The organism is Shinella sp. HZN7 (assembly GCF_001652565.1).
Taxonomy (GTDB): domain Bacteria; phylum Pseudomonadota; class Alphaproteobacteria; order Rhizobiales; family Rhizobiaceae; genus Shinella; species Shinella granuli.
Genome location: NZ_CP015736.1, coordinates 2,668,570 through 2,687,372, shown reverse-complemented (window position 1 = coordinate 2,687,372; position 18,803 = coordinate 2,668,570). Strand labels below are relative to the sequence as shown.

The window sequence follows — 18,803 nt, the reverse complement described above, 5'->3', positions numbered from 1 at the left end:
GGATGTTCGCATGGATCCGGTTCGGCGAAGGAGGCCACGATGAGACGACAGATCCTGATGGCCTCGGCCGCGTTCGCGCTGGCATCCGCAAGCCCGGTCTTCGCCCAGGCGGTTTCGCCGGCCGAGGCCGACAGCATCCAGCAGAAGCTCACGCGCTACCTGCCGCAGGACATGATCGAGGCCGGTCTCGTCACCGTCAAGGCGGCGACCTCGTTTTACGAGCTGCGCTTCAACCCGGCGGTGCTCCTGGAAAAGAACACGTCCAGGGCGGTGACGGTCGAAGGGCTCAAGCCGATGACGGCCTATCTGCGGCCCATGCCCGAAGGCACCTACCGCGTCGAGGCAAGCGACAGTTTCGACATCAAGGGGTCCGTCGATGTCGCGCCGGGCAAGAATTCCTTCTCCTATATCATCGCCTCGATGAAGCTCGACGGCATCTACGACCCCGACATCCTCTATTTCACCTCCGCCGACTGGACGGCCGAGAAGATCGCCTTCACCAGCACCTCGCCGCAGGAGAGCATCACGGCGAGCTTCGGCGGGATGGCGATGCGCCTTGCCGCCGAGAAGAAGGGCGAGGGCATCCTCGACATATCCAGCACCGGCGTGATGAAGGCCTTTGCCGAGACGATCACCGGCGGGGCGAACGGCCGGATCGATATCGGCGCCGATACGGTCGACATCGATGTCAGCATGGACGGCGCGCGCAACAGGGTGGTGCAGGACCTCGTCTTCTTCGTGCTCGACAACATGCACAAGGACAGGCTGGAGGCGGCGGATGCGGCGCGGCTGAAGGACCTGCTGCGGGGTGCTCTGCCGGTCTTCGACAATCTCACCGAGACGATCAAGGCCTCCAATGTCACTGTTGGCACGGAGCAGGGCACGTTCGGCGCCGAGAGCGTCAGCTATGTCATCGACATGAACGGCATTGCCCATTCCACCCGCGTCGGCTTCGGGTTCGGCGTGGAGAAACCCAGGCCGCCCGCCGGCATCCTGCCCGCGGCCTTCGCGGAGGCGGTGCCGGAGCGCGCGACCTTCAAGGCGGCAGTTGCCAATCTCGATCTTGCCGGCGCGGTCAACTACCTCATCGATCATGCGGACTTCACCAGGTCCGAGCCGCTGACGGAAGAGCAGAACAAGGAAATCGGCCGAATCATCCTGCCGGGTGGCGCGATGACCGTGCAATTCGAGGAGGTTTCCGCCGTCTCGCCGATCTACGACGTGCACCTTGCCGGCAACATGCTGGTCTATCCCGAGCAGAAGGACCGGCACAGCGCCGAGGTGACGCTGACCATGCGCAACTTCGACAAGACGGTCGCCTATCTCCAGAAGAACGCCGCCACCGTGCCGCAGTTCGGCCAGGCGGCCTTCGGCCTGCTGATGATGAAGGGCCTTGCGCGCGATGCCGGCGGCGGCGCGCAGGCCTGGGACGTCAAGGTCGGCGAGGACGGCAAGGTGCTGATCAACGGCCAGCCGCTGCCGTTCCAGCAGTAGGGATCAGGGTCTTGCGCGGCGCCTTGCGGTGAGGCGGGCGAGCGCCAGCATCAGCCCGCCGGCGATCAGCCCCCAGAAGGCGCCGGAAATGCCGGCGAAGGAGACGCCCGAGGCGGTGACGAGGAAGGTCACCGCCGCCGCCTCGCGCCCTTCCACGGCGTGGAAGGCGTTGAGCGCCGAGCCGGCGAAGGCGCTGATCAGCGCAAGGCCGGCGACGGCCTGGATGAGGATCGGCGGGGCGAGGCTGACGAAGGCCGTGACGGCGCCCGCGGCAAGCCCGAAGATCACGTAGAAGACGCCGGCATTGATCGCCGACCAGTAGCGCCTGGCGGGGTCGGGATGTGCGTCGCTGCCGGCACACATGGCGGCGGTGATGGCGGCCAGGTTGACCGCATGGCCGCCGAAGGGGGCCGACAGCAGCGAGAAGACGCCGGTGACGGCAAAGAGCGGGCCGGGGCTGGGCTCGTAGTGGTTGACCTTCAGCACGGCGATGCCCGGAATGTTCTGGGAGGCCATGGTGACGATGAAGAGCGGCAGTGCGATGCCGACGAGCCCGGCGACGTTGAAGGTGGGCGCGACGATCTCCGGCCGCGGCAGCAGGGCGTCGGCAAGGCCGGAAAGGGCACCTTCGGGAATGTCGATGCCGAAGGCGAGCACCATGACGAAGGCGGCAAGCGCCGCGGGCACGGCATAAAGCCGGTTGATGCTGCCGACGACCACCCAGGCAAGAACGATCGGCAGGCCGAGCAGCGGATCGAAGGCGATGGCCTTCACCGGGGCGAAGCAGAGGCCGATGAGGACGCCCGACAGCATCGCATTGGCGAGCGTTGCCGGGATTGCCGCGACCATGCGGCCGAGCGGCTTCCAGAGACCTGCGATGACGATCAGCACCGCGCAGACGAGAAAGCCGCCGACCGCCGTCGCAAAGCCGCCTTCCACCGCGCCGGAGCTGGCCAGCAGCGCCGCGCCCGGCGTCGACCAGGCGATGGAGATGGGAAGCCGCGTTGCGGCGCTGAGAACGATGGCGCACAGGCCCATCGACACGGAGAGCGCCATCAGGCCGGAGGCCGCCTGCGCTTCCGTTGCGCCGACGCCCGTCAGCCCGTGCAGCACGACGGCGAAGGAACTGGCGAAACCGACGAAGGCGGTGAGCAGGCCCATGAACAGGGCTTGGGCGGAAAAATCACGAAACATGGCAAGATCGATACTGGAAAGGAATGGGCACTGGTAACAGGCGCCGGGCGGCTTGGGAACAGGGTTTCGACGCGGGCAGGGCCGGTACGTCGGGGGAGTTTTCTGCTCCAGCGCAGTCGAGCTGCCGCGTCTTGGACCTTTGTCCTGCTGGACCCGCAGGCGCAAACGTGAGTATAGTCATTGAGCGTTGTATTCTGGCGCGACGAACGGTCGAAGCTTTCGGGGAGGAGAGCGGATGCCCATGCGTTTCGATCACGCAGATCATGTGCAGACCGTGGTGGCCCATGCGTCGGCTGCGGCAAGTTCGCCTGTGGCCGCCTCCTGGCGCCGCTGCCTCATGCTGCACGGCCTTTCCCCGAGGAGGTGCGCACGCCCTGGCGGCTGAGCGAACCGGAATTCCGGCAGGCGCGAGCGCGCTCCAGCGTGCTGATTGAGGAGGCGCGGGGCGAGATCGACCGGCTGTTCGCCACGGTCGGCAAGGCGGGCTGCTGCCTGCTTCTGACGGACGAGAACGGCATCGCGCTCGAGCGGCGCGGGGCGGCAGGCGACGATCGGGACTTCCGCGGTGTCGGGCTCTGGTCCGGCACGGTGTGGAGCGAGGCGAGTGTCGGCACCAACGGCATCGGCACGGCGCTCGCCGACGAGCGGCCGGTGCTCATCCTGCGCGACCAGCATTTCCTCTCGCAGAACACGGGCCTGTCCTGCACCACCGCGCCGATTCGTGACCATACCGGGCGCATTGCCGCCGCCATCGACATCTCCACCTGCCGCGACGATGCGGGCGAGATGACCATGTCGATCCTCTCGCAGGCCGTCCGCGATGCCGCCGCGCGCATAGAGGCGGGCCTCTTCCGTCGCGCCTTCGCGGCCGCCCGCATCCTGCTCGTGCCCGTCGAGGGCCGCACCGCGCCGGCGCTGCTCGCCGTCGACCGCGACGACCTTGTGCTGGGCGCAACACGCGCCGCGCGCCAGGTGCTCGGCCTCGACGACCGGCGCATCGCCATGGGCGTTGCCGCCTCCGATCTCCTGCACGAGGACCGGGCGGAGGACGGGCGCGATCTCGACGATGCGGAGCGCGCGGCGCTGCGCCGCGTGCTGACGCGCGCCGGGGGCAATGTCAGCCAGGCCGCCGACCTGCTCGGCATCAGCCGGGCGACGCTGTACCGAAAGATGAAGAAGCTCTCGATCAACTGATATTGCAGCGCAGCACAGGCTGTCGCACCGGCCTGTCTCAATTCTGAAACAGTCGCCGCTGCCATCGTCCTTCACCCTCTACCGCAATCAGCCGAAGCGCAGCACCATCCTCTCCGACGGCCCATCCGGGGCCTATATGGGAGGAATGACATGTTGCACCAGAAGATCGTCGAAAATCCGTACAAGGCAAAGTACGGCAACTTCATCGGCGGCGAGTGGAAGGAGCCGGTCGCGGGCCGCTACTTCGACAACATCACGCCGATCACCGGCGGCAAGCTCTGCGAGATCGCCCGTTCCGACGCCGCCGACATCGAGCTCGCCCTCGACGCCGCCCACGCCGCCAAGGACAAGTGGGGCCGCACATCCACCACCGAGCGTTCCAACATCCTGATGAAGATCGCCCAGCGCATGGAGGACAATCTCGAACTCCTCGCCAAGGCCGAGACCTGGGACAACGGCAAGCCGCTGCGCGAGACCATGGCGGCCGACATTCCGCTCGCCATCGACCATTTCCGCTACTTCGCCTCGTGCGTCCGGGCCCAGGAAGGCACGATCGGCGAGGTCGACCATGACACGATCGCCTATCACTTCCACGAGCCGCTCGGCGTCGTCGGCCAGATCATCCCGTGGAACTTCCCGATCCTGATGGCCGCCTGGAAGCTCGCTCCGGCGCTCGCTGCCGGCAACTGCGTGGTGCTGAAGCCGGCCGAACAGACGCCGTCCTCGATCCTCGTCTGGGCGGAACTCATCGGCGACCTCCTGCCCGCCGGCGTGCTCAACATCGTCAACGGTTTCGGCCTCGAAGCCGGCAAGCCGCTCGCCTCCAACCCGCGCATTGCCAAGATCGCCTTCACCGGCGAGACGACCACCGGCCGCCTGATCATGCAATATGCCAGCCAGAACCTCATTCCGGTGACGCTGGAGCTGGGCGGCAAGTCGCCGAACATCTTCTTCGCCGACGTGATGAACGAGGATGACGACTATCTCGACAAGGCGCTCGAAGGTTTTGCGATGTTCGCGCTGAACCAGGGCGAGGTCTGCACCTGCCCGAGCCGCGCGCTGGTGCACGAGAAGATCTACGACCGCTTCATGGAGAAGGCCGTCAAGCGTGTCGAGAAGATCGTGCAGGGCAACCCGCTCGACACGGCGACGATGATTGGCGCGCAGGCGTCCTCCGAGCAACTGGAGAAGATCCTCTCCTATATCGACATCGGCAAGCAGGAAGGCGCGGAAGTGCTGACCGGCGGCGGGCGCAACGATCTGGGCGGCGATCTGTCGGGCGGCTACTACGTCAAGCCGACCGTCTTCCGCGGCCACAACAAGATGCGCATCTTCCAGGAGGAGATCTTCGGGCCGGTCGTCTCGGTCACGACCTTCAAGGACGATGCGGAGGCGCTTTCCATCGCCAACGACACGCTCTACGGCCTCGGCGCGGGCGTGTGGAGCCGCGATGCGAACCGCTGCTACCATTTCGGCCGCGACATCCAGGCCGGCCGCGTCTGGACCAATTGCTACCACGCCTACCCGGCCCATGCGGCCTTCGGCGGCTACAAGCAGTCGGGCATCGGCCGCGAGACGCACAAGATGATGCTCGACCACTACCAGCAGACCAAGAACATGCTGGTCAGCTACTCTCCCAAGGCGCTCGGTTTCTTCTGAGCGACCGCCTCCTTCTCCACCCCCCGGAGAAGGCGTGCAACGGGCGCGGGAGCCCTGTCCGCCGTCGCTCCCCGCTCCATCCCTCTCCCCGTTCGGGGGAGGGAAAATCGTTTGGAGGAGAGCCGTCATGTCCGAAGTCACGACCCAGCCGCGCGTGGTGGCGACCGATGCCGCGCTCGCGCTCATCCGGGAGATCCAGGCGGATCATCCGGAAATCCTGTTCCATCAGTCCGGCGGTTGCTGCGACGGGTCCTCGCCCATGTGCTATCCGGCGGACGACTACATCGTCGGCGACCGGGACGTGAAGCTCGGCGAGATCGGCGGCGTGCCGGTCTATATCAGCGAGAGCCAGTTCGACGTGTGGAAGCACACGCAGTTGATCATCGACGTGGTGCCCGGCCGCGGCGGCATGTTCTCGCTCGACAATGGCCGGGAGAAACGCTTCCTCACCCGCTCGCGCCTCTTTTCCGGCGGCGAGGCCTGCCCGCTGCCGGGGCGCTGACCGAGGCCCACGGCACGTGGCCCGGCATTTTCCGGGAACCACCCGGCTGCCCATGACGTCATCCTCGGCCTTGGGCCGAGGATCCCTATTTCTCAAGGGCTTGTGGGTGGCCGGGTCAAGCCCGATCCCGACGAGGGAGAAGTCGGGCGGATTTTCTGCGTGTCAGGACGGGCTCAGCGCACCGGGCACTGGCCCGCGCGGTAGACACTGAAACCGGCTGCCTGCGCCGAGCAGGCATTGCCGAATTCCTTGAAGTCGGTGCCGCGGCGCCCGCAGACCGGGTTGTACTCCATCGTGCAGGCGCGCTGGTCGCGCGGGCGCTCGCGGTCTCCACGATCGCCCCGGTCATCGCGGTCGCGATCCCGGCGGTCCCTGTCGTTGCGATTGCGGTCCCTGTCCGGGCGATTGCGGCCGTCATTGCTCCAGCCGTCGCGGCCCTGGTCCTGCCAGCCGACCTGGTCGCGATCCGGGCGGCGGAACTGGCATTCGCCGCGGCCGATGATGCCGTAGCCGCTGGAGCGCGCTTCGCAGGCATTGGCGAAGGTCTGGCGGTCGCGGCCGCGCTCGCCGCAGACCGGCGCATATTCACGGGTGCATAGTTGCGGCGGGCGCGGATTGTAGCCGCCGGGGCGCTCGTCAACCTCGACCGAGCAGGCCGTCAGGGTGCCGACTGTAAGAAGGAGGACGATAGGCCCTGCGAGCCGGGACAGAAATGGCATCGAGATCATGGATTTCCCCTGTCGAATCTGAGGGGAACTTAGCGCAGAAATCGCGGGGCCGATATCGGCCCCGGCAAAAATCCGTCAGTCGAACAGGCTCGACACCGATTCCTCGGCGCTGGTGCGGTTGATCGCCTCGCCGAGCAGGTTGGCCGTCGAGATGACGCGGATGTTGTGCGCCGACTGGACGGCCGTGGTCGGCTGGATCGTGTCGGTGATGACAAGCTCCTTGAGCTTGGAGGAGGTGACGCGCGCGACGGCGCCGCCCGACAGGACGCCGTGCGTGATATAGGCGGTGACGCTGGTCGCGCCGTTCTTCAGCAGCGCTTCGGCCGCGTTGCAGAGCGTGCCGCCCGAATCCACGATATCGTCGATCAGCAGGCAGTCCTTGCCGGAGACGTCGCCGATGACGTTCATCACCTCGGACTCGCCCGGCCGGTCGCGACGCTTGTCGACGATGGCGAGCAGACAGTCGAGGCGCTTGGCCAGCGCGCGGGCGCGCACCACGCCGCCGACGTCGGGCGAGACGACCATGACGTTTTCGAGATTGTAGTTTTCCTTCACGTCGCGCGCCAGGATCGGCACGGCGTAGAGGTTGTCGGTCGGGATGTCGAAGAAGCCCTGGATCTGGCCGGCATGCAGGTCCAGCGTCAGCACGCGGTCGGCGCCGGCCTCGGTGATGAGGTTGGCGACGAGCTTTGCCGAGATCGGCGTGCGCGGGCCGGGCTTGCGGTCCTGGCGGGCATAGCCGAAATAGGGGATCACGGCCGTGATGCGGCGTGCCGAGGAGCGGCGCATCGCATCGATCATGATGAGCATTTCCATCAGGTGGTCGTTGGTCGGGAACGAGGTCGACTGGACGACGAAGACGTCCTCGCCGCGCACGTTCTCCTGGATTTCAACGAAGATTTCCTGGTCTGCGAAGCGTCTGACCGTGGCCCGGCCGAGCGGAACATTCAGATAATTGCAGATCGCTTCGGCCAGGAGCCGGTTCGAATTGCCCGCGAAAACCTTCATCTATGGTCCGCCTGTGGATTATGCTGATGGGGGGGCTTTAAGCGGCAAAATCCGTGAATGCAAGGGCTTTGCGATGTCCGAAAAGCGTTTCTTCGCATTTCGCTGTGATTAACCCTGCGGCGTGCTTAACCGTGTGTGGCGCCGCGCCAGTCGAGATACTGGCGGATGGTCTTCTGGGCGATGCCTTCCATCGTGCGCGCCGGCACGGCGGCCCAGGGGTCGGAGGCCGTGCCCGGGACGCTTTCCTGGCCCTGGATGCGGTGCAGCCGTGCGCCGCCGCCGTCGAGCACGTCCCAGACATAGACGACGGTGGTCTTGCCGTTGTCGTTCATGGCGGAGAAGTAGCCCTTCAGGATGTACTTGCTCGACGTGTCCGACGCGCTGCGGATCGTCAGCCCGTTGGAGCGCGCCTCCGCGCCGAGCCGCCTGGAGAGCGGCGTCACGGCCTCGACCGGCGCGCCGATGATCGGCAGGAAGCGCACGGTCTCGCCGGCTGCGGCGGCCGGCGAAACGGCGGCGACCTCTTCCGCCCCGCTCGACGTTTCCGCCGCGAGCGAGCGCTGGGCGTTGGTGCGGGCAAGCTCGGTATCCGTCGTCCGGCGCCCCGTGTTGCGGGTGAGCGCGTCGGCCTGGCCCTGCAGCGTGCCGGCGGTGTCGGCACCGGTCGTCGTGCCGGATGACGGCGTGAAGGCCGTTTCCTGGGTCGTGCGCGTGACGGGCGTCGTCTGGGCGCTCATCTGGTCGAGGTCGTTCTGGGTGACGGGCGGCGAGTTGAAGGTGCCGCCGCCCACATCGACCTGCGGCGTCAGCGCGTCGGTGCTGTTGCAGCCGGCAAGGGTGGCAATGAGGCCGATCAGTGCCAGCCGCTTCATCAGCTCTTGCATCGTCGTCGTCCGTGTCCTGCGGAAGGCTTTCGCCTCCTCCGTTCCCCGCAACGATTTATGGGTGGCGCCCGAAGGCGTGTCAATCGCGGGATATTGGGGCCTGCGGTCGATCCCGTCAGACCTCGATGAAATCGAGCCCGTAGCGCGACAGTGCCTTCGGCGTGTCGGTCGTCGTCAGGTAGGTCTGGCCGAGCGTCATGGCCGTGCCGCTTTCGGAATCGAGCACGATCGTGTGAACGAAGAGCGACATGTTCGGCTGGATCTCCTGCGGATTGCCCATCAGGAACATCTGCTGGTCCATCCAGGATGGGGCAAAGCGCGCGCCGACGGAATAGCCGCAGGTGTTCAGCCTGTGGCGGGCAAGGCCGCGCTCGTCGATGATGCGGGCGAAGGTCTCGAAGACGGTGCCGAAGGTGTTGCCGGGGCGCAGCACCATCTCCATCGCCTGCATCGCCTCGCGGCAGGCGCTGTAGAGTTCGCGGTGGCGGTTGGTCGGCTCGCCGATGATCGCGGTGCGCATCATCGGCGCATGGTAGCGCGCGCTGACGCCCGACCATTCGAGGGTGAGCTGGTCCTCGGCATCCAGCTTGCGCCGGCCGGACTTGGAGCGGCAGAGCAGGGCGTCGGCGCCCGAGCCGATGACGAATTCGTTGGCGGCATAGTCGCCGCCGGCGGCCAGCACCGCGTTCTGCAGCGCCGCGAGGATCGCCGCCTCGTCGCCGCCCGGCACGATGAGCGGCAGCGCGGCGGCCAGCGCATCGTCGGAGAGGGCGGCGGCGCGCTCGACATAGGCGATCTCGGCCGGGCTCTTGATGAGGCGCAGGCGGCTGACGAGGTTCGACGCATCGACGATCTGGCCGAAACTCTGGAGCTGGTTGTCGAGAAGGCGCGCATTGCGACCGGTGAGGCCATGCGTGTCGTATTCGATGCCGATGCGGCAGCCGAGCAGGTCGAGATCGGACAAGAGGTTCTTCAGGTCCATCGTCGGATCGGCGTTGACGCGGTCGATCCAGATCTCGATCTTCTCGATGTTGGAGGTGTGGCGCGCCTGGCGCAGGTCCGCCGAGCGGGTGAGCAGCACCATCTCGCCGGTCGCCTTCACGATAAGCGTCTGGAAGAAGCAGTAGCCGAAGGTGTCGTAGCCGGTCAGCCAGTACATGCTCTCCTGCGCGAAGAGCAGCATGGCGTCGATCTTCTCCTCCCGCATGCGGGCGGTGAGGCGCTGGAGCCGGTTGGCGTATTCCTCGCTGTCGAAGTGAAGTGCCATGGCGGTGTCTCCCTCGTCCTGTGTCGTTGGGGGCCTCAGCCCCGTAGCATGATCGCCGAAATCTGGCGGCCGTAGTCGGGCTCCTGGCGGTGCGTGGTGCGCCGGTAGGAGAAGAAGCGGTCTTCGTCCGGATAGGTGCAGATGTCGAGGTTTTCCGCCGTCACCCCGGCGTCGGCCAGCCGCTGCGTCGTGAGGCCCGGCAGGTCGAACAGGGCATGGCCCGGTTTTTCCGATGGCGTGAAATAGCGCTCGTATGCCCTGTCGACACCGAGGAAGCGTTCCACGAATTCGGGCCCGACCTCGTAGTTCCGCCGGCTGATCGAGGGGCCGAGGCTGGCGACGATGTTCCGCCTGTTGGCGCCGAGCCGTTCCATTGCCGCGACGGTGCTTTCGAGCACGCCGTAGAGCGCACCCTTCCAGCCGGCATGGGCGGCACCGACGACGCGGGCTTCGGGGTCGCAGAAGAGGATCGGGCCGCAATCGGCGGCGAGAACGCCGAGCACCATGCCGGGCGTCGCGCTGACCAGCGCGTCGGCCTGCGGCCGCGCGCCGTCATAGTCGCCGTCGACCAAGACGACATCGGGCGAATGGACCTGGTGCACGGTGGCAAGCCGGTCGGGCGTGGCGGAGAACCAGCGCGCGACGCGGGCGCGATTCTCGTCGACCTTCTCGCGCTCGTCCTTCGAGCCGAGGCCGACATTGAGGCCGCGATAGATGCCGTCGGAAACCCCGCCGGCACGCGTGAAGAAGCCGTGCTGCGCGGTCTTTCCGGCACGCTCCGTCAGAAGCGGGCTTTCGATCGGGGAGGGGAGCGCGTCGTCCTTCATCGGTCTCTCGGCTGGGCTTTGGGCGGCCCGTCGGGCCAAGGATTTCGGCCGGGGCATGCGGGGTGCAAATCGGGCCGGATGTTGTCCGGCCTGACGCCCGGTGTCAATCCGGCTGGCGGAAGGGAAAGAGCGCAAGCGGCGTGCTGCCAACGGCCAAGACCTTGAAAAGATCACCCATTTTGCCGACGCCTGCGCCGGCGAGCCGGTCGACATCGGCAAGAATCGATTGCTGCGTCGCTGCGTCGCGGTTTCGGCCGAGGGCGGAGGCCCGCTCGCCGATGCCGAGGCCGACGAGGAAATCGCCCTGGTGCAGCATGCCGTGCACATGCAGGCCCACGCTTGCCGCCGCACCGGCCAGGCGCTCGAAATCCACATGGCTCGTCAGGTCCGCCTCGCCGGGATGGGCGAGCGGCGGGTCGAAGTCGTGCTTCAGCACCGCCTGCAGCGTATCGCCGAAGCCGGTGACGAAATGGCCGTAGTCGATGATGAGCGCGGTGCCGCCGAAGCGGGCGATGCGCTCGCCGATCGTCGCCATGACGGCTTCGCGGGCCGGCGCGATCTCGAAGATCGTGCCGTTCGGCACCGCCTTGTGGTTTTCCGGCAAGAGCGCGGGATCGAGCCCCGCGACGCCGGCGGCAAAGGTCAGTGCGTCATGCGCATCGAGGCCGACGAGGCGCTCGCGGAAGCCGGACGCGGTCTTGATGAACTGGCGGATCGGGATGGCGTCGAAGAGCTCGTTGGCGGCGAGCAGCACGAAGCCGTCCGGCAGCTCCTCGAAACTATCGTGCCAGGTGACGCGCGCGGCATGGGTGCCGAGCGTCTCGTGCTGGACGGCGCGCAGCTTCGGGCTGGTCTCGATCAGGTGGATCGTCGCGTTCTCGTAGAGCTGCGGGGCGATCCTTGCCACGACGCGCAGCATGTCGGCCATCATCGTGCCGCGGCCGGGGCCGATCTCGGCGATGCGCACGTCCGCCGGACCGCCGTGCTTCTGCCAGGCATGGACGAGGAAGATGCCGAGCATCTCGCCGAAGAGCTGGCTGACCTCCGGCGCGGTGACGAAGTCGCCGGCGGCGCCGAAGGGGTCGCGGGTGCGGTAGTAGCCATGCTCGGGATCGGCCAGGCACAGGGCGAAATAGTCGGTGACGCTGATCGGGCCGTTGGTGCGGATCAGCGCCTTGATCTTGCGGGCGAGGGGTGTCGGCATGGGCGCGTTCGCTCAGGCACTGGCCGCTGCGGCCGGCCGGGCGCGGAAGATCGCCCAGAGGCCGAGGGCGAGCATCGGCAGCGAGAGCAGCATGCCCATGGTGAGCCAGCCGCCGAGGAGATAGCCGAGCTGGGGGTCCGGCTCGCGGAAGAACTCGACCGTGATGCGCGACAATGCGTAACCCGCCACGAAAAGGCCGCTGACGAGGCCGGGCCGTTTCAGCGCGGCGAAGCGATAGATGGCGAGGGCGAGCACGACGAGCAGCACGATGCCTTCGAGGCCAGCCTCATAGAGCTGGCTCGGATGGCGGGCGAAGGGGCCGGCCTCCGGGAAGATCACGGCCCAGGGCGCATCGGAGAGGCGGCCCCAGAGCTCGCCGTTGACGAAATTGGCGATGCGGCCGAAGAACAGGCCGATCGGCACGACGGCGGCGACGATGTCGAAGAGGCTCCAGACCGGGACGGCGTTGCGCCGGGCGAAGAGGATCATGGCGAGCGTCGTGCCGGCAAGGCCCCCGTGGAAGGACATGCCGCCGTTCCACACCTGCAGGGCGCGCAGCGGATCGGCGGCGACGTTCGGGAAATCGTAGAACAGGATATAGCCGATGCGGCCGCCGAGAATGATGCCGACGGCGGCCCAGACGAGGAAGTCGTCGAGCTGGGTGCGGCTCATCGGCGCCGCGCCCGCCCACAGGCGCGGCGTCTCGATCAGCCGGCGCGCATAGACCCAGCCCAGCAGGATGCCCACGACATAGGCGATGCCGTACCAGTGCACGGCGACCGGGCCGACGGAGAAGGCGATCGGGTCGATCTCCGGATAGGGCATGATGGCGAGGAGTTGGGCAAGGTTGGTCAAGATGAAGCTCTTCTGCGTTTTCGGGCGGAAGATGGCGGCGCCTTGGGGCAGGGTCAAGGCGATAAATCGTGATCGGGGGCGGCGTGACGGCGTGAACCGGCGGCGATCCACCGGAATCCGCTTGCAAGCGGCGGCCTCAGACCCTACCTCAGTCCCAAGACGCGGGCGCTGGCGCCCGAAAGGACCATCGACACCTCAGGGAGGGCAGACCATGACCACCGGTGCGAACCGCATTCTCGACGATTTCGCCAAGCTGATGACCGATGCCGCCGGCGCCGCGCAGGGCGTGCGCAAGGAGGCCGAGACGATGTTCCGCGCCCAGGCCGAGCGCTTCATCAACGGCATGGACCTCGTCAAGCGCGAGGAATTCGAGGCGGTGCGCGAGATGGCGATCAAGGCGCGGGACGAAAACGACGCGCTCTTGAAGCGCATCGAGGCGCTGGAAGCCCGCCTCAGCGCGGGCGGCTGAGCCGTTCCGGCACGGGTTTTGACCGACAGGACTCGGTTGGCGTGATTCACCCCGCGCCAACCGTTTTTTTTAATAAAATTTTTACCCCTGTGGACACTTGCGAAAAGCCCTTTTCGAAGAGTCTCTTAAGCCTTTGACCTGAATCTTTTTCACAACCTCTGTCCACAACCGGACGGAGAAAATGGCGAGCCAGGGGCTGGCGTCGTGACTCCGGCGTTATACACTGATTTTAAATGATGATTCGAGACGGGCAGCGCAAGCTTCGGGCAGGGTAAGTCGTCCAGATTGCGCAGAGTGCCGAGCAATCATTCAGTGTTGTATCCGGAGTACGGTTTGCCGCGTCGTGTGTGTGAGCGCGATGTCGCATGCCTTCCGGCCTTGAAGGTGATGCATGAGCCTTATGGAATTGGATATCGGGCGTCAGTCCAACCCGGTCGACATGATCGAGTTCGTCGCAGCCAACAATGACTGGACGTTCGAGCGATCCGGCGAAGACGAGATCGCGATGACGGTCGAAGGCAAGTGGACGGATTACCACGTCTCCTTCTCGTGGATGGAGGAGTTCGAGGCGCTGCACCTTGCCTGCGCCTTCGACATCAAGGTTCCCGAAAGCCGCGTCAACGAGGTGCATTGCCTGCTCTCGCATGTGAACGGCCAGGTGCTGATGGGCCATTTCGACCTGTGGCGCCGCGAGGATGTGGTGATCTTCCGCCAGTCGCTGCTGCTCGCCGGCGGGGCGGAGCCCACCAACAGGCAGGTCGAGGTGCTGCTGTCCAGCGCGCTCGAAGCCTGCGAGGCCTATTTCCAGGCCTTCCAGTTCGTCGTCTGGTCCGGCATGGACGCCCAGTCGGCCGTCGATGCCGTCCTGTTCGAGACGGTCGGGGAAGCGTAGGGATGGCGGTTGCAGGTTCGGGCCCCATCGTTCTCATCGGTGCCGGAAACATGGGCGGCGCCATGCTGGCCGGCTGGCTGAAGAGCGGCATTGCCGGTTCCTCCGTCATCGTCATCGATCCCGGCCCGCAGCCCGCCATGGCCAAGCTGATCGCCGATAACGGCGTGCGCCACGAGACGGCGGCGCCCGAGGGTGTCAAGGCCGGCGTGCTCTTCGTCGCGGTCAAGCCGCAGGTCATCGACCAGGTGCTGCCGCCGCTGAAGGGGCTCGTCGGGCCGGAGACGGTCATCGTTTCGGTCGCCGCCGGCAAGACCATCGCCAATCTCGAAAGCCATCTCGGCGCGGCCGCCACGGTGCGCGCCATGCCGAACACGCCGGCCATGATCGGCCGCGGCGTGACGGGCGCCTATGCCAATGCCCGCGTTTCCGCGGGACAGCGCGATTTCGTGCATGCCCTTCTCAAGGTGAGCGGTCCCGTCGAATGGGTCGCAGCCGAGGGAGATATCGACGCCGTCACGGCGGTCTCGGGCAGCGGCCCGGCCTATGTCTTCTATCTCGTCGAGTGCATGGCGGAGGCAGGACGCAAAGCGGGCCTGCCGGCGGACCTCGCCATGCGACTCGCACGGGAAACCGTCGCGGGGGCTGGTGAACTGCTTCACCAGTCCCCCGACGACGCCGCGCGCCTGCGCCAGAACGTCACCTCGCCCGGCGGCACAACCGCCGCGGCGCTCGCCGTCCTCATGGCCGAGGACGGCATGCAGCCGCTCTTCGACAAGGCGATCGCCGCCGCCCGCAAGCGCGCCGAGGAACTGGCGGGCTGATCTTTTCGAGCGCCTGCTTTCGAGTTTGCCCCTCACCCTAACCTTCTCCCTGCAAGCGGGGAGAGGGGACTCGCCTCATCCGATATTATTGGTTGGGGAAACCGGTCCCGCATGTTCCCTTCGCCCCGCTTGCGGGGAGAAGGTGACTGCAGGCCGGATGAGGGGCCGGGACAAGACAAGGGAATTTCCATGACCGAGACCATTACCTACGCCGATTTCGAACGGGTCGACATCCGCGCCGGCACCATCATCGAGGCGCTGCCGTTCCCGGAGGCGCGCAAGCCCGCCTACAAGCTGTCGATCGACTTCGGCCCCGAGATCGGCATCAAGAAGTCCTCGGCGCAGATCACCGTGCATTATACGCTGGAAGACCTCGTCGGTCGCCAGGTGCTGGCCGTCGTCAACTTCCCGCCGCGCCAGATCGGCCCGGTGCGCTCGGAAGTGCTGACGCTCGGCTTCGAGGACGAGACCGGCGCCATCGTCCTTGCCGGCGTCGAACGGCCGGTGCCGAACGGCAAGAAGATGTGCTGATCCGTTCTCGTAGTCAAACCTCTCCCCACACCCGCAGGATCCTCGGCCTTGAGCCGAGGATCCTGCGGGTGTGGCGTGGATGCTCGGGTCAGGCCCGAGCTTTGACCGAGACTGACAAATGGGTTGAAGTTGTGTCGCCTGCGGGCTTGTAGCCGGGTTTTCCGGTTCGGTCGATCCAGTCGAGGATTGTGCCAAGCTCGCCTTGCAGGGTGACGGAAAGGTCGCGGCGTGTTGCACCGGGGGTGGTGACCACACGGTCGATAATCTCGCGGATGGCCTCGGCCGCCTCCGCCGCGTCGTCGGGATGGTCGAGCGCGGCGGTCAGACGCTCGATCCTGCGCCGGTAGGTTTCGGCGATGCCGGGATGAATGTCGGGAACGACCTGCGGCACGTCCGACAGGCGGGCGGTAAGGCTGTCTTGTTTCGCCTCCAACTCGGTGAGCCGGTCGGACAGCGCTCGATGCCATCCGCCTTGCTCGATGACGCGCACGATTTCGGCAATGGCCTTAATCGTGTCTGCCAGATCGCGGCGGTTCGCGTCCTCTGTCTGGCGGCGTTCGCGGTTGAGGCGGTTGGTTTCTTCCGCATAGGCGCATGGCTTCTGCCGCCATGTCCGGGGCCATCATACGCTCGCGTAGGCCGGTTAGCACACGAGCTTCCAGCGCCTCGCGAGCGATGGTGCGGGCATTGTCACAGCCGTTTCCGAGCACATGGTTGGTGCAGGCATAGCGATCCTGCCCGCGTCGTGCGTATGAGCCTCCGCAGCAGCCGCAAAACAACAGGCCGGACAGCAGCGTGCGTGGGCGATGGGTGGCATTGAGCGCGCCATTCTTGGCAAGGCTGCGCTTCATGCCCTCGCGCGACGCCTCGATCTGCTTCTTGTAGATCGCAGTCAGCTCGTCCTGCCGCACCTTGGCCGCATCCCATAGCTCCTGCGGCACAATGCGAAGCTCGGGAGCCTCCGCGCGTATCCATTCGCTCTTAGGGTTGAGCCGATAGGCGAAGTGGCCGGCTTCTGGCGGTTCCAGCGGATGACGCCGACATAGAGTTCGCAATTCAGGATGCCGGAACTGATGATCCGGTTGCCCCGAATGGTGGTGTCGTTCCAGCGCTTGCCGGTCGGGCTGGGGATGCCATCGCGGTTCAAGTCTGCCGCGATGCGCTGCGGTCCCTTGCCGGCGACATATTCGCGGAAGATGCGGCGGACCACCTCGGCTTGTTCCTCGATGATCTCGCGTTCGCCCCGGATCGGCTCACCGCGCGCGTCGAGCTGGTGGACAACGCGATAGCCATAGGCGTTGCCGCCGCCGATCTTGCCGGCCTCCACACGGCCCCGAATATCGCGATGGGTCTTGATGGCGAGGTCTTTCAGGAACAGGGCGTTCATCGTGCCTTTCAGGCCGACATGAAGTTCGTTGATCTCGCCTTCGGACAGGGTGACGATGGTGACGCCCGCGAAGCGCAGGCGTTTGAACACGCCCGCCACGTCCTCCTGATCGCGGCTGATGCGGTCCAGCGCCTCGGACAGCACCATATCGAAGCGGCCCGCCTGCGCATCGGCAAGCAAGGACTGGATGCCGGCGCGGATGAGCGATGCGCCGGAAATAGCGCGGTCGGAATAGCTCTCCACGATGGTCCAACCCTCGCGGGCGGCGCGTTCGCGGCACTGGCGCAACTGGTCCTCGATGGAGGCGTCACGCTGATTGTCGGAGGAATAACGGGCGTAGAGGGCGACGCGGGGTTTCGGACGGGCAACACTCATGGGGCGATCCTTTCAATCGGTATCGGCCCCGTCCTCCGTGTTGCCGGCTTCCAAGGGCCTGTTGTCGTTTGCGGCGGTCAGCCGCTCGAAATCTTCACGCGCCATGCGGCGGCCAATGATGCGGGCCAGCGTTAGGGCTACGTGGTCGATCCTGCGCCACGTCTTGGCGTCCGGCTCGCCCTGAGGGCCGGTATTGTCGTTGGCCGGTCTGAACCGCTCCGGCCTCGGCTCGGTGTCGTCTTCCATGCAACCGCCTGTTTGCAATTGAAGTCAAACAGGCATGAAGCAGCTCGCAGAGAAGAACCGAAGACGAAATCGAACGCCGTGCGGCTATAGGCGGCCATCGGCGGCAAATAGGACAGGTTACGATTTATCCTCGCCTCCGCTTTTGCTGTAGGAAGGGGAGCGCCAGCGTTCACCCCTCGCCTTATCTGCTTCCCAAGCCCCTGCCGGGGCGGCGGCATCCGGTCAAGGCTGGCGCGTAGCGCCACCGCGCAGCGGCTTGGCCTTGACTGGATGACGGCCCTCCGGCCTCCTCTTAGAAGCAATAAGGCTTTCCCGCAGATCATTGGCCCAACTTACGCCTCATCCGCTCTGCGAGGTCGAGCAAGTTCCGAAGCGTCTGACTGCGGTTGTAGGGCGACCATACGGCATGAAACTCCGCTCGTTCCGGCTCGTCAGCGATGGAGCGGAAGACGAGTCCGGAAACGGGAACGGATGCCGTCGACTCCGTGGTGATCGTCACGCCCCAGCCTTTGGCGACCATGTGAAACAATGTCTCACGACCCACATCCCAACGCAGAATCCGGGGATGATGACCCAACTCCGCAATCCGCCGCGTCACATGGTCATGCGCCTGTGGTCCGGTTCCGCCATACCGGACAAGAAAGGTTTCGGCGGCGAGGTCTGCCCATTTGAGCACCGGACGATCCGCGAGGGGATGGTCAACCGGGATGACGGCGATCAACGACTCCGACCATAGCAAGCGAGAGTGGCAGTCCTCGGCCTTCAGTGCGCCGATGACGAAGGCGATGTCGAGTTGACCTTGCCGGACCAATTGCAAGATGTCAGCGGATCGGCCTTCGGTCACGTCGATGCCGATGCGTGGATGTTGTTCGCGATGGCGGGCAAGCATATCGGCGAGGAATCCAGCCAAGGGCGGCACATGCAGTCCGATCCGCAAACATCCTTCCTCGCCGCGCGCCAGTGCGCCGGCCGTCTTCACGGCGTGGTCAAGTTGGTCGATGCCGGCGGATACGCTCGCGACAAATTGGCGTCCGGCCTCCGTAAGCCGGACGCCTCGCGCGTGACGCTCAAATAGGAGAACGCCAAGATCCCCCTCCAATGTCTTCACGCGGGCGCTGACGCTGGACAGGCTGACACCCAGCGCTTTGGCGGCATGACGGAAGTTTAGATGTTCGGCGACAGCGCATGTCTGTATCAGAGCGGCCATTGGAACGCGGCCGCCCAACAGCTTGGATGATTGGTCGTGATCCAAGAATCTACCCTGCC

At 66.0% G+C, this 18,803-nt stretch carries 20 protein-coding genes and 1 pseudogene; 8 read left to right on the top strand and 13 right to left on the bottom strand.

From position 1 onward, the window contains the following. Positions 1 to 39 precede the first annotated feature (39 nt). Positions 40 to 1,494: a hypothetical protein gene (locus shn_RS12915; RefSeq protein ID WP_145925919.1), complete on the top strand. Its 1,455-nt coding sequence runs from the start codon at positions 40 to 42 to the stop codon at positions 1,492 to 1,494. Positions 1,495 to 1,497: 3 nt separating this feature from the next. Here the strand turns inward: shn_RS12915 and shn_RS12910 are convergent, their stop codons facing one another. Next, positions 1,498 to 2,688 (bottom strand): benzoate/H(+) symporter BenE family transporter, encoded by a 1,191-nt coding sequence (locus tag shn_RS12910; RefSeq protein ID WP_064330759.1) that lies wholly within the window; start codon positions 2,686 to 2,688, stop codon positions 1,498 to 1,500. Between the two features lie 235 nt (positions 2,689 to 2,923). Here shn_RS12910 and shn_RS12905 point away from each other — a divergent pair. The 3 genes and pseudogenes from shn_RS12905 (at position 2,924) to shn_RS12895 (ending at position 6,043) form a co-directional block, all read left to right on the top strand. Then, a pseudogene (locus shn_RS12905) lies at positions 2,924 to 3,882 on the top strand (helix-turn-helix domain-containing protein). A gap of 150 nt (positions 3,883 to 4,032) precedes the next feature. Continuing rightward, complete coding sequence (gene adh / locus shn_RS12900; RefSeq protein ID WP_064330758.1) at positions 4,033 to 5,541, top strand: aldehyde dehydrogenase; 1,509 nt, start codon at positions 4,033 to 4,035, stop codon at positions 5,539 to 5,541. Positions 5,542 to 5,668: 127 nt separating this feature from the next. Continuing rightward, entirely contained in the window at positions 5,669 to 6,043 is a 375-nt protein-coding gene (locus tag shn_RS12895) for a DUF779 domain-containing protein (protein ID WP_064330757.1), read from the top strand. A 173-nt stretch (positions 6,044 to 6,216) separates the two neighbouring features. Here shn_RS12895 and shn_RS12890 read toward each other — a convergent pair whose 3' ends face one another. The 7 genes from shn_RS12890 to lgt all read right to left on the bottom strand — a co-directional run bounded on the left by shn_RS12890 (position 6,217) and on the right by lgt (position 12,786). Beyond that, a complete protein-coding gene (locus shn_RS12890; protein ID WP_084437971.1) occupies positions 6,217 to 6,771 on the bottom strand; it encodes a Kazal-type serine protease inhibitor in 555 nt (184 codons plus the stop codon). Between the two features lie 75 nt (positions 6,772 to 6,846). Next, positions 6,847 to 7,779 (bottom strand): ribose-phosphate pyrophosphokinase, encoded by a 933-nt coding sequence (locus tag shn_RS12885; RefSeq protein WP_064330756.1) that lies wholly within the window; start codon positions 7,777 to 7,779, stop codon positions 6,847 to 6,849. 125 nt (positions 7,780 to 7,904) lie between these two features. Next, on the bottom strand, positions 7,905 to 8,663 hold the full coding sequence (locus shn_RS12880) for a hypothetical protein (protein ID WP_064330755.1): 759 nt from the start codon (positions 8,661 to 8,663) through the stop codon (positions 7,905 to 7,907). A gap of 115 nt (positions 8,664 to 8,778) precedes the next feature. Continuing rightward, on the bottom strand, positions 8,779 to 9,930 hold the full coding sequence (locus shn_RS12875) for a Xaa-Pro peptidase family protein (protein ID WP_064330754.1): 1,152 nt from the start codon (positions 9,928 to 9,930) through the stop codon (positions 8,779 to 8,781). A gap of 35 nt (positions 9,931 to 9,965) precedes the next feature. Next, a complete protein-coding gene (pgeF, locus tag shn_RS12870) occupies positions 9,966 to 10,757 on the bottom strand; it encodes a peptidoglycan editing factor PgeF (protein WP_064330753.1) in 792 nt (263 codons plus the stop codon). Between the two features lie 103 nt (positions 10,758 to 10,860). Then, positions 10,861 to 11,961: a class I SAM-dependent methyltransferase gene (locus shn_RS12865; RefSeq protein WP_064330752.1), complete on the bottom strand. Its 1,101-nt coding sequence runs from the start codon at positions 11,959 to 11,961 to the stop codon at positions 10,861 to 10,863. 12 nt (positions 11,962 to 11,973) lie between these two features. Next, on the bottom strand, positions 11,974 to 12,786 hold the full coding sequence (lgt, locus tag shn_RS12860; protein WP_064332586.1) for a prolipoprotein diacylglyceryl transferase: 813 nt from the start codon (positions 12,784 to 12,786) through the stop codon (positions 11,974 to 11,976). Positions 12,787 to 13,027: 241 nt separating this feature from the next. On the opposite strand from lgt, the gene shn_RS12855 reads away from it, so the two are divergent. The 4 genes from shn_RS12855 (at position 13,028) to shn_RS12840 (ending at position 15,529) form a co-directional block, all read left to right on the top strand. Continuing rightward, positions 13,028 to 13,285: an accessory factor UbiK family protein gene (locus shn_RS12855; RefSeq protein WP_064330751.1), complete on the top strand. Its 258-nt coding sequence runs from the start codon at positions 13,028 to 13,030 to the stop codon at positions 13,283 to 13,285. A gap of 391 nt (positions 13,286 to 13,676) precedes the next feature. Then, positions 13,677 to 14,177, top strand: coding sequence for a YbjN domain-containing protein (locus shn_RS12850; RefSeq protein WP_064330750.1), 501 nt, complete (start codon positions 13,677 to 13,679; stop codon positions 14,175 to 14,177). A gap of 2 nt (positions 14,178 to 14,179) precedes the next feature. Further along, complete coding sequence (proC, locus tag shn_RS12845; RefSeq protein ID WP_064330749.1) at positions 14,180 to 14,998, top strand: pyrroline-5-carboxylate reductase; 819 nt, start codon at positions 14,180 to 14,182, stop codon at positions 14,996 to 14,998. Between the two features lie 189 nt (positions 14,999 to 15,187). Continuing rightward, positions 15,188 to 15,529, top strand: coding sequence for a tRNA-binding protein (locus shn_RS12840; protein ID WP_064330748.1), 342 nt, complete (start codon positions 15,188 to 15,190; stop codon positions 15,527 to 15,529). A gap of 88 nt (positions 15,530 to 15,617) precedes the next feature. Here the strand turns inward: shn_RS12840 and shn_RS37030 are convergent, their stop codons facing one another. From shn_RS37030 to shn_RS12825, 5 genes are all read right to left on the bottom strand, one after another. Beyond that, positions 15,618 to 16,019, bottom strand: coding sequence for a hypothetical protein (locus shn_RS37030; RefSeq protein ID WP_245337291.1), 402 nt, complete (start codon positions 16,017 to 16,019; stop codon positions 15,618 to 15,620). Between the two features lie 16 nt (positions 16,020 to 16,035). After that, on the bottom strand, positions 16,036 to 16,440 hold the full coding sequence (locus shn_RS37025; protein ID WP_245337290.1) for a zinc ribbon domain-containing protein: 405 nt from the start codon (positions 16,438 to 16,440) through the stop codon (positions 16,036 to 16,038). Beyond that, on the bottom strand, positions 16,422 to 17,291 hold the full coding sequence (locus tag shn_RS37020; protein WP_245337289.1) for a recombinase family protein: 870 nt from the start codon (positions 17,289 to 17,291) through the stop codon (positions 16,422 to 16,424). Before shn_RS37020 ends, shn_RS37025 begins: the two co-directional genes overlap by 19 nt. A gap of 12 nt (positions 17,292 to 17,303) precedes the next feature. After that, positions 17,304 to 17,537, bottom strand: a complete 234-nt coding sequence (locus shn_RS12830; RefSeq protein WP_064330747.1) for a hypothetical protein — start codon at positions 17,535 to 17,537, stop codon at positions 17,304 to 17,306. 319 nt (positions 17,538 to 17,856) lie between these two features. Further along, positions 17,857 to 18,789: a LysR family transcriptional regulator gene (locus shn_RS12825; protein WP_371328562.1), complete on the bottom strand. Its 933-nt coding sequence runs from the start codon at positions 18,787 to 18,789 to the stop codon at positions 17,857 to 17,859. Between the last annotated feature and the right edge of the window lie 14 nt (positions 18,790 to 18,803).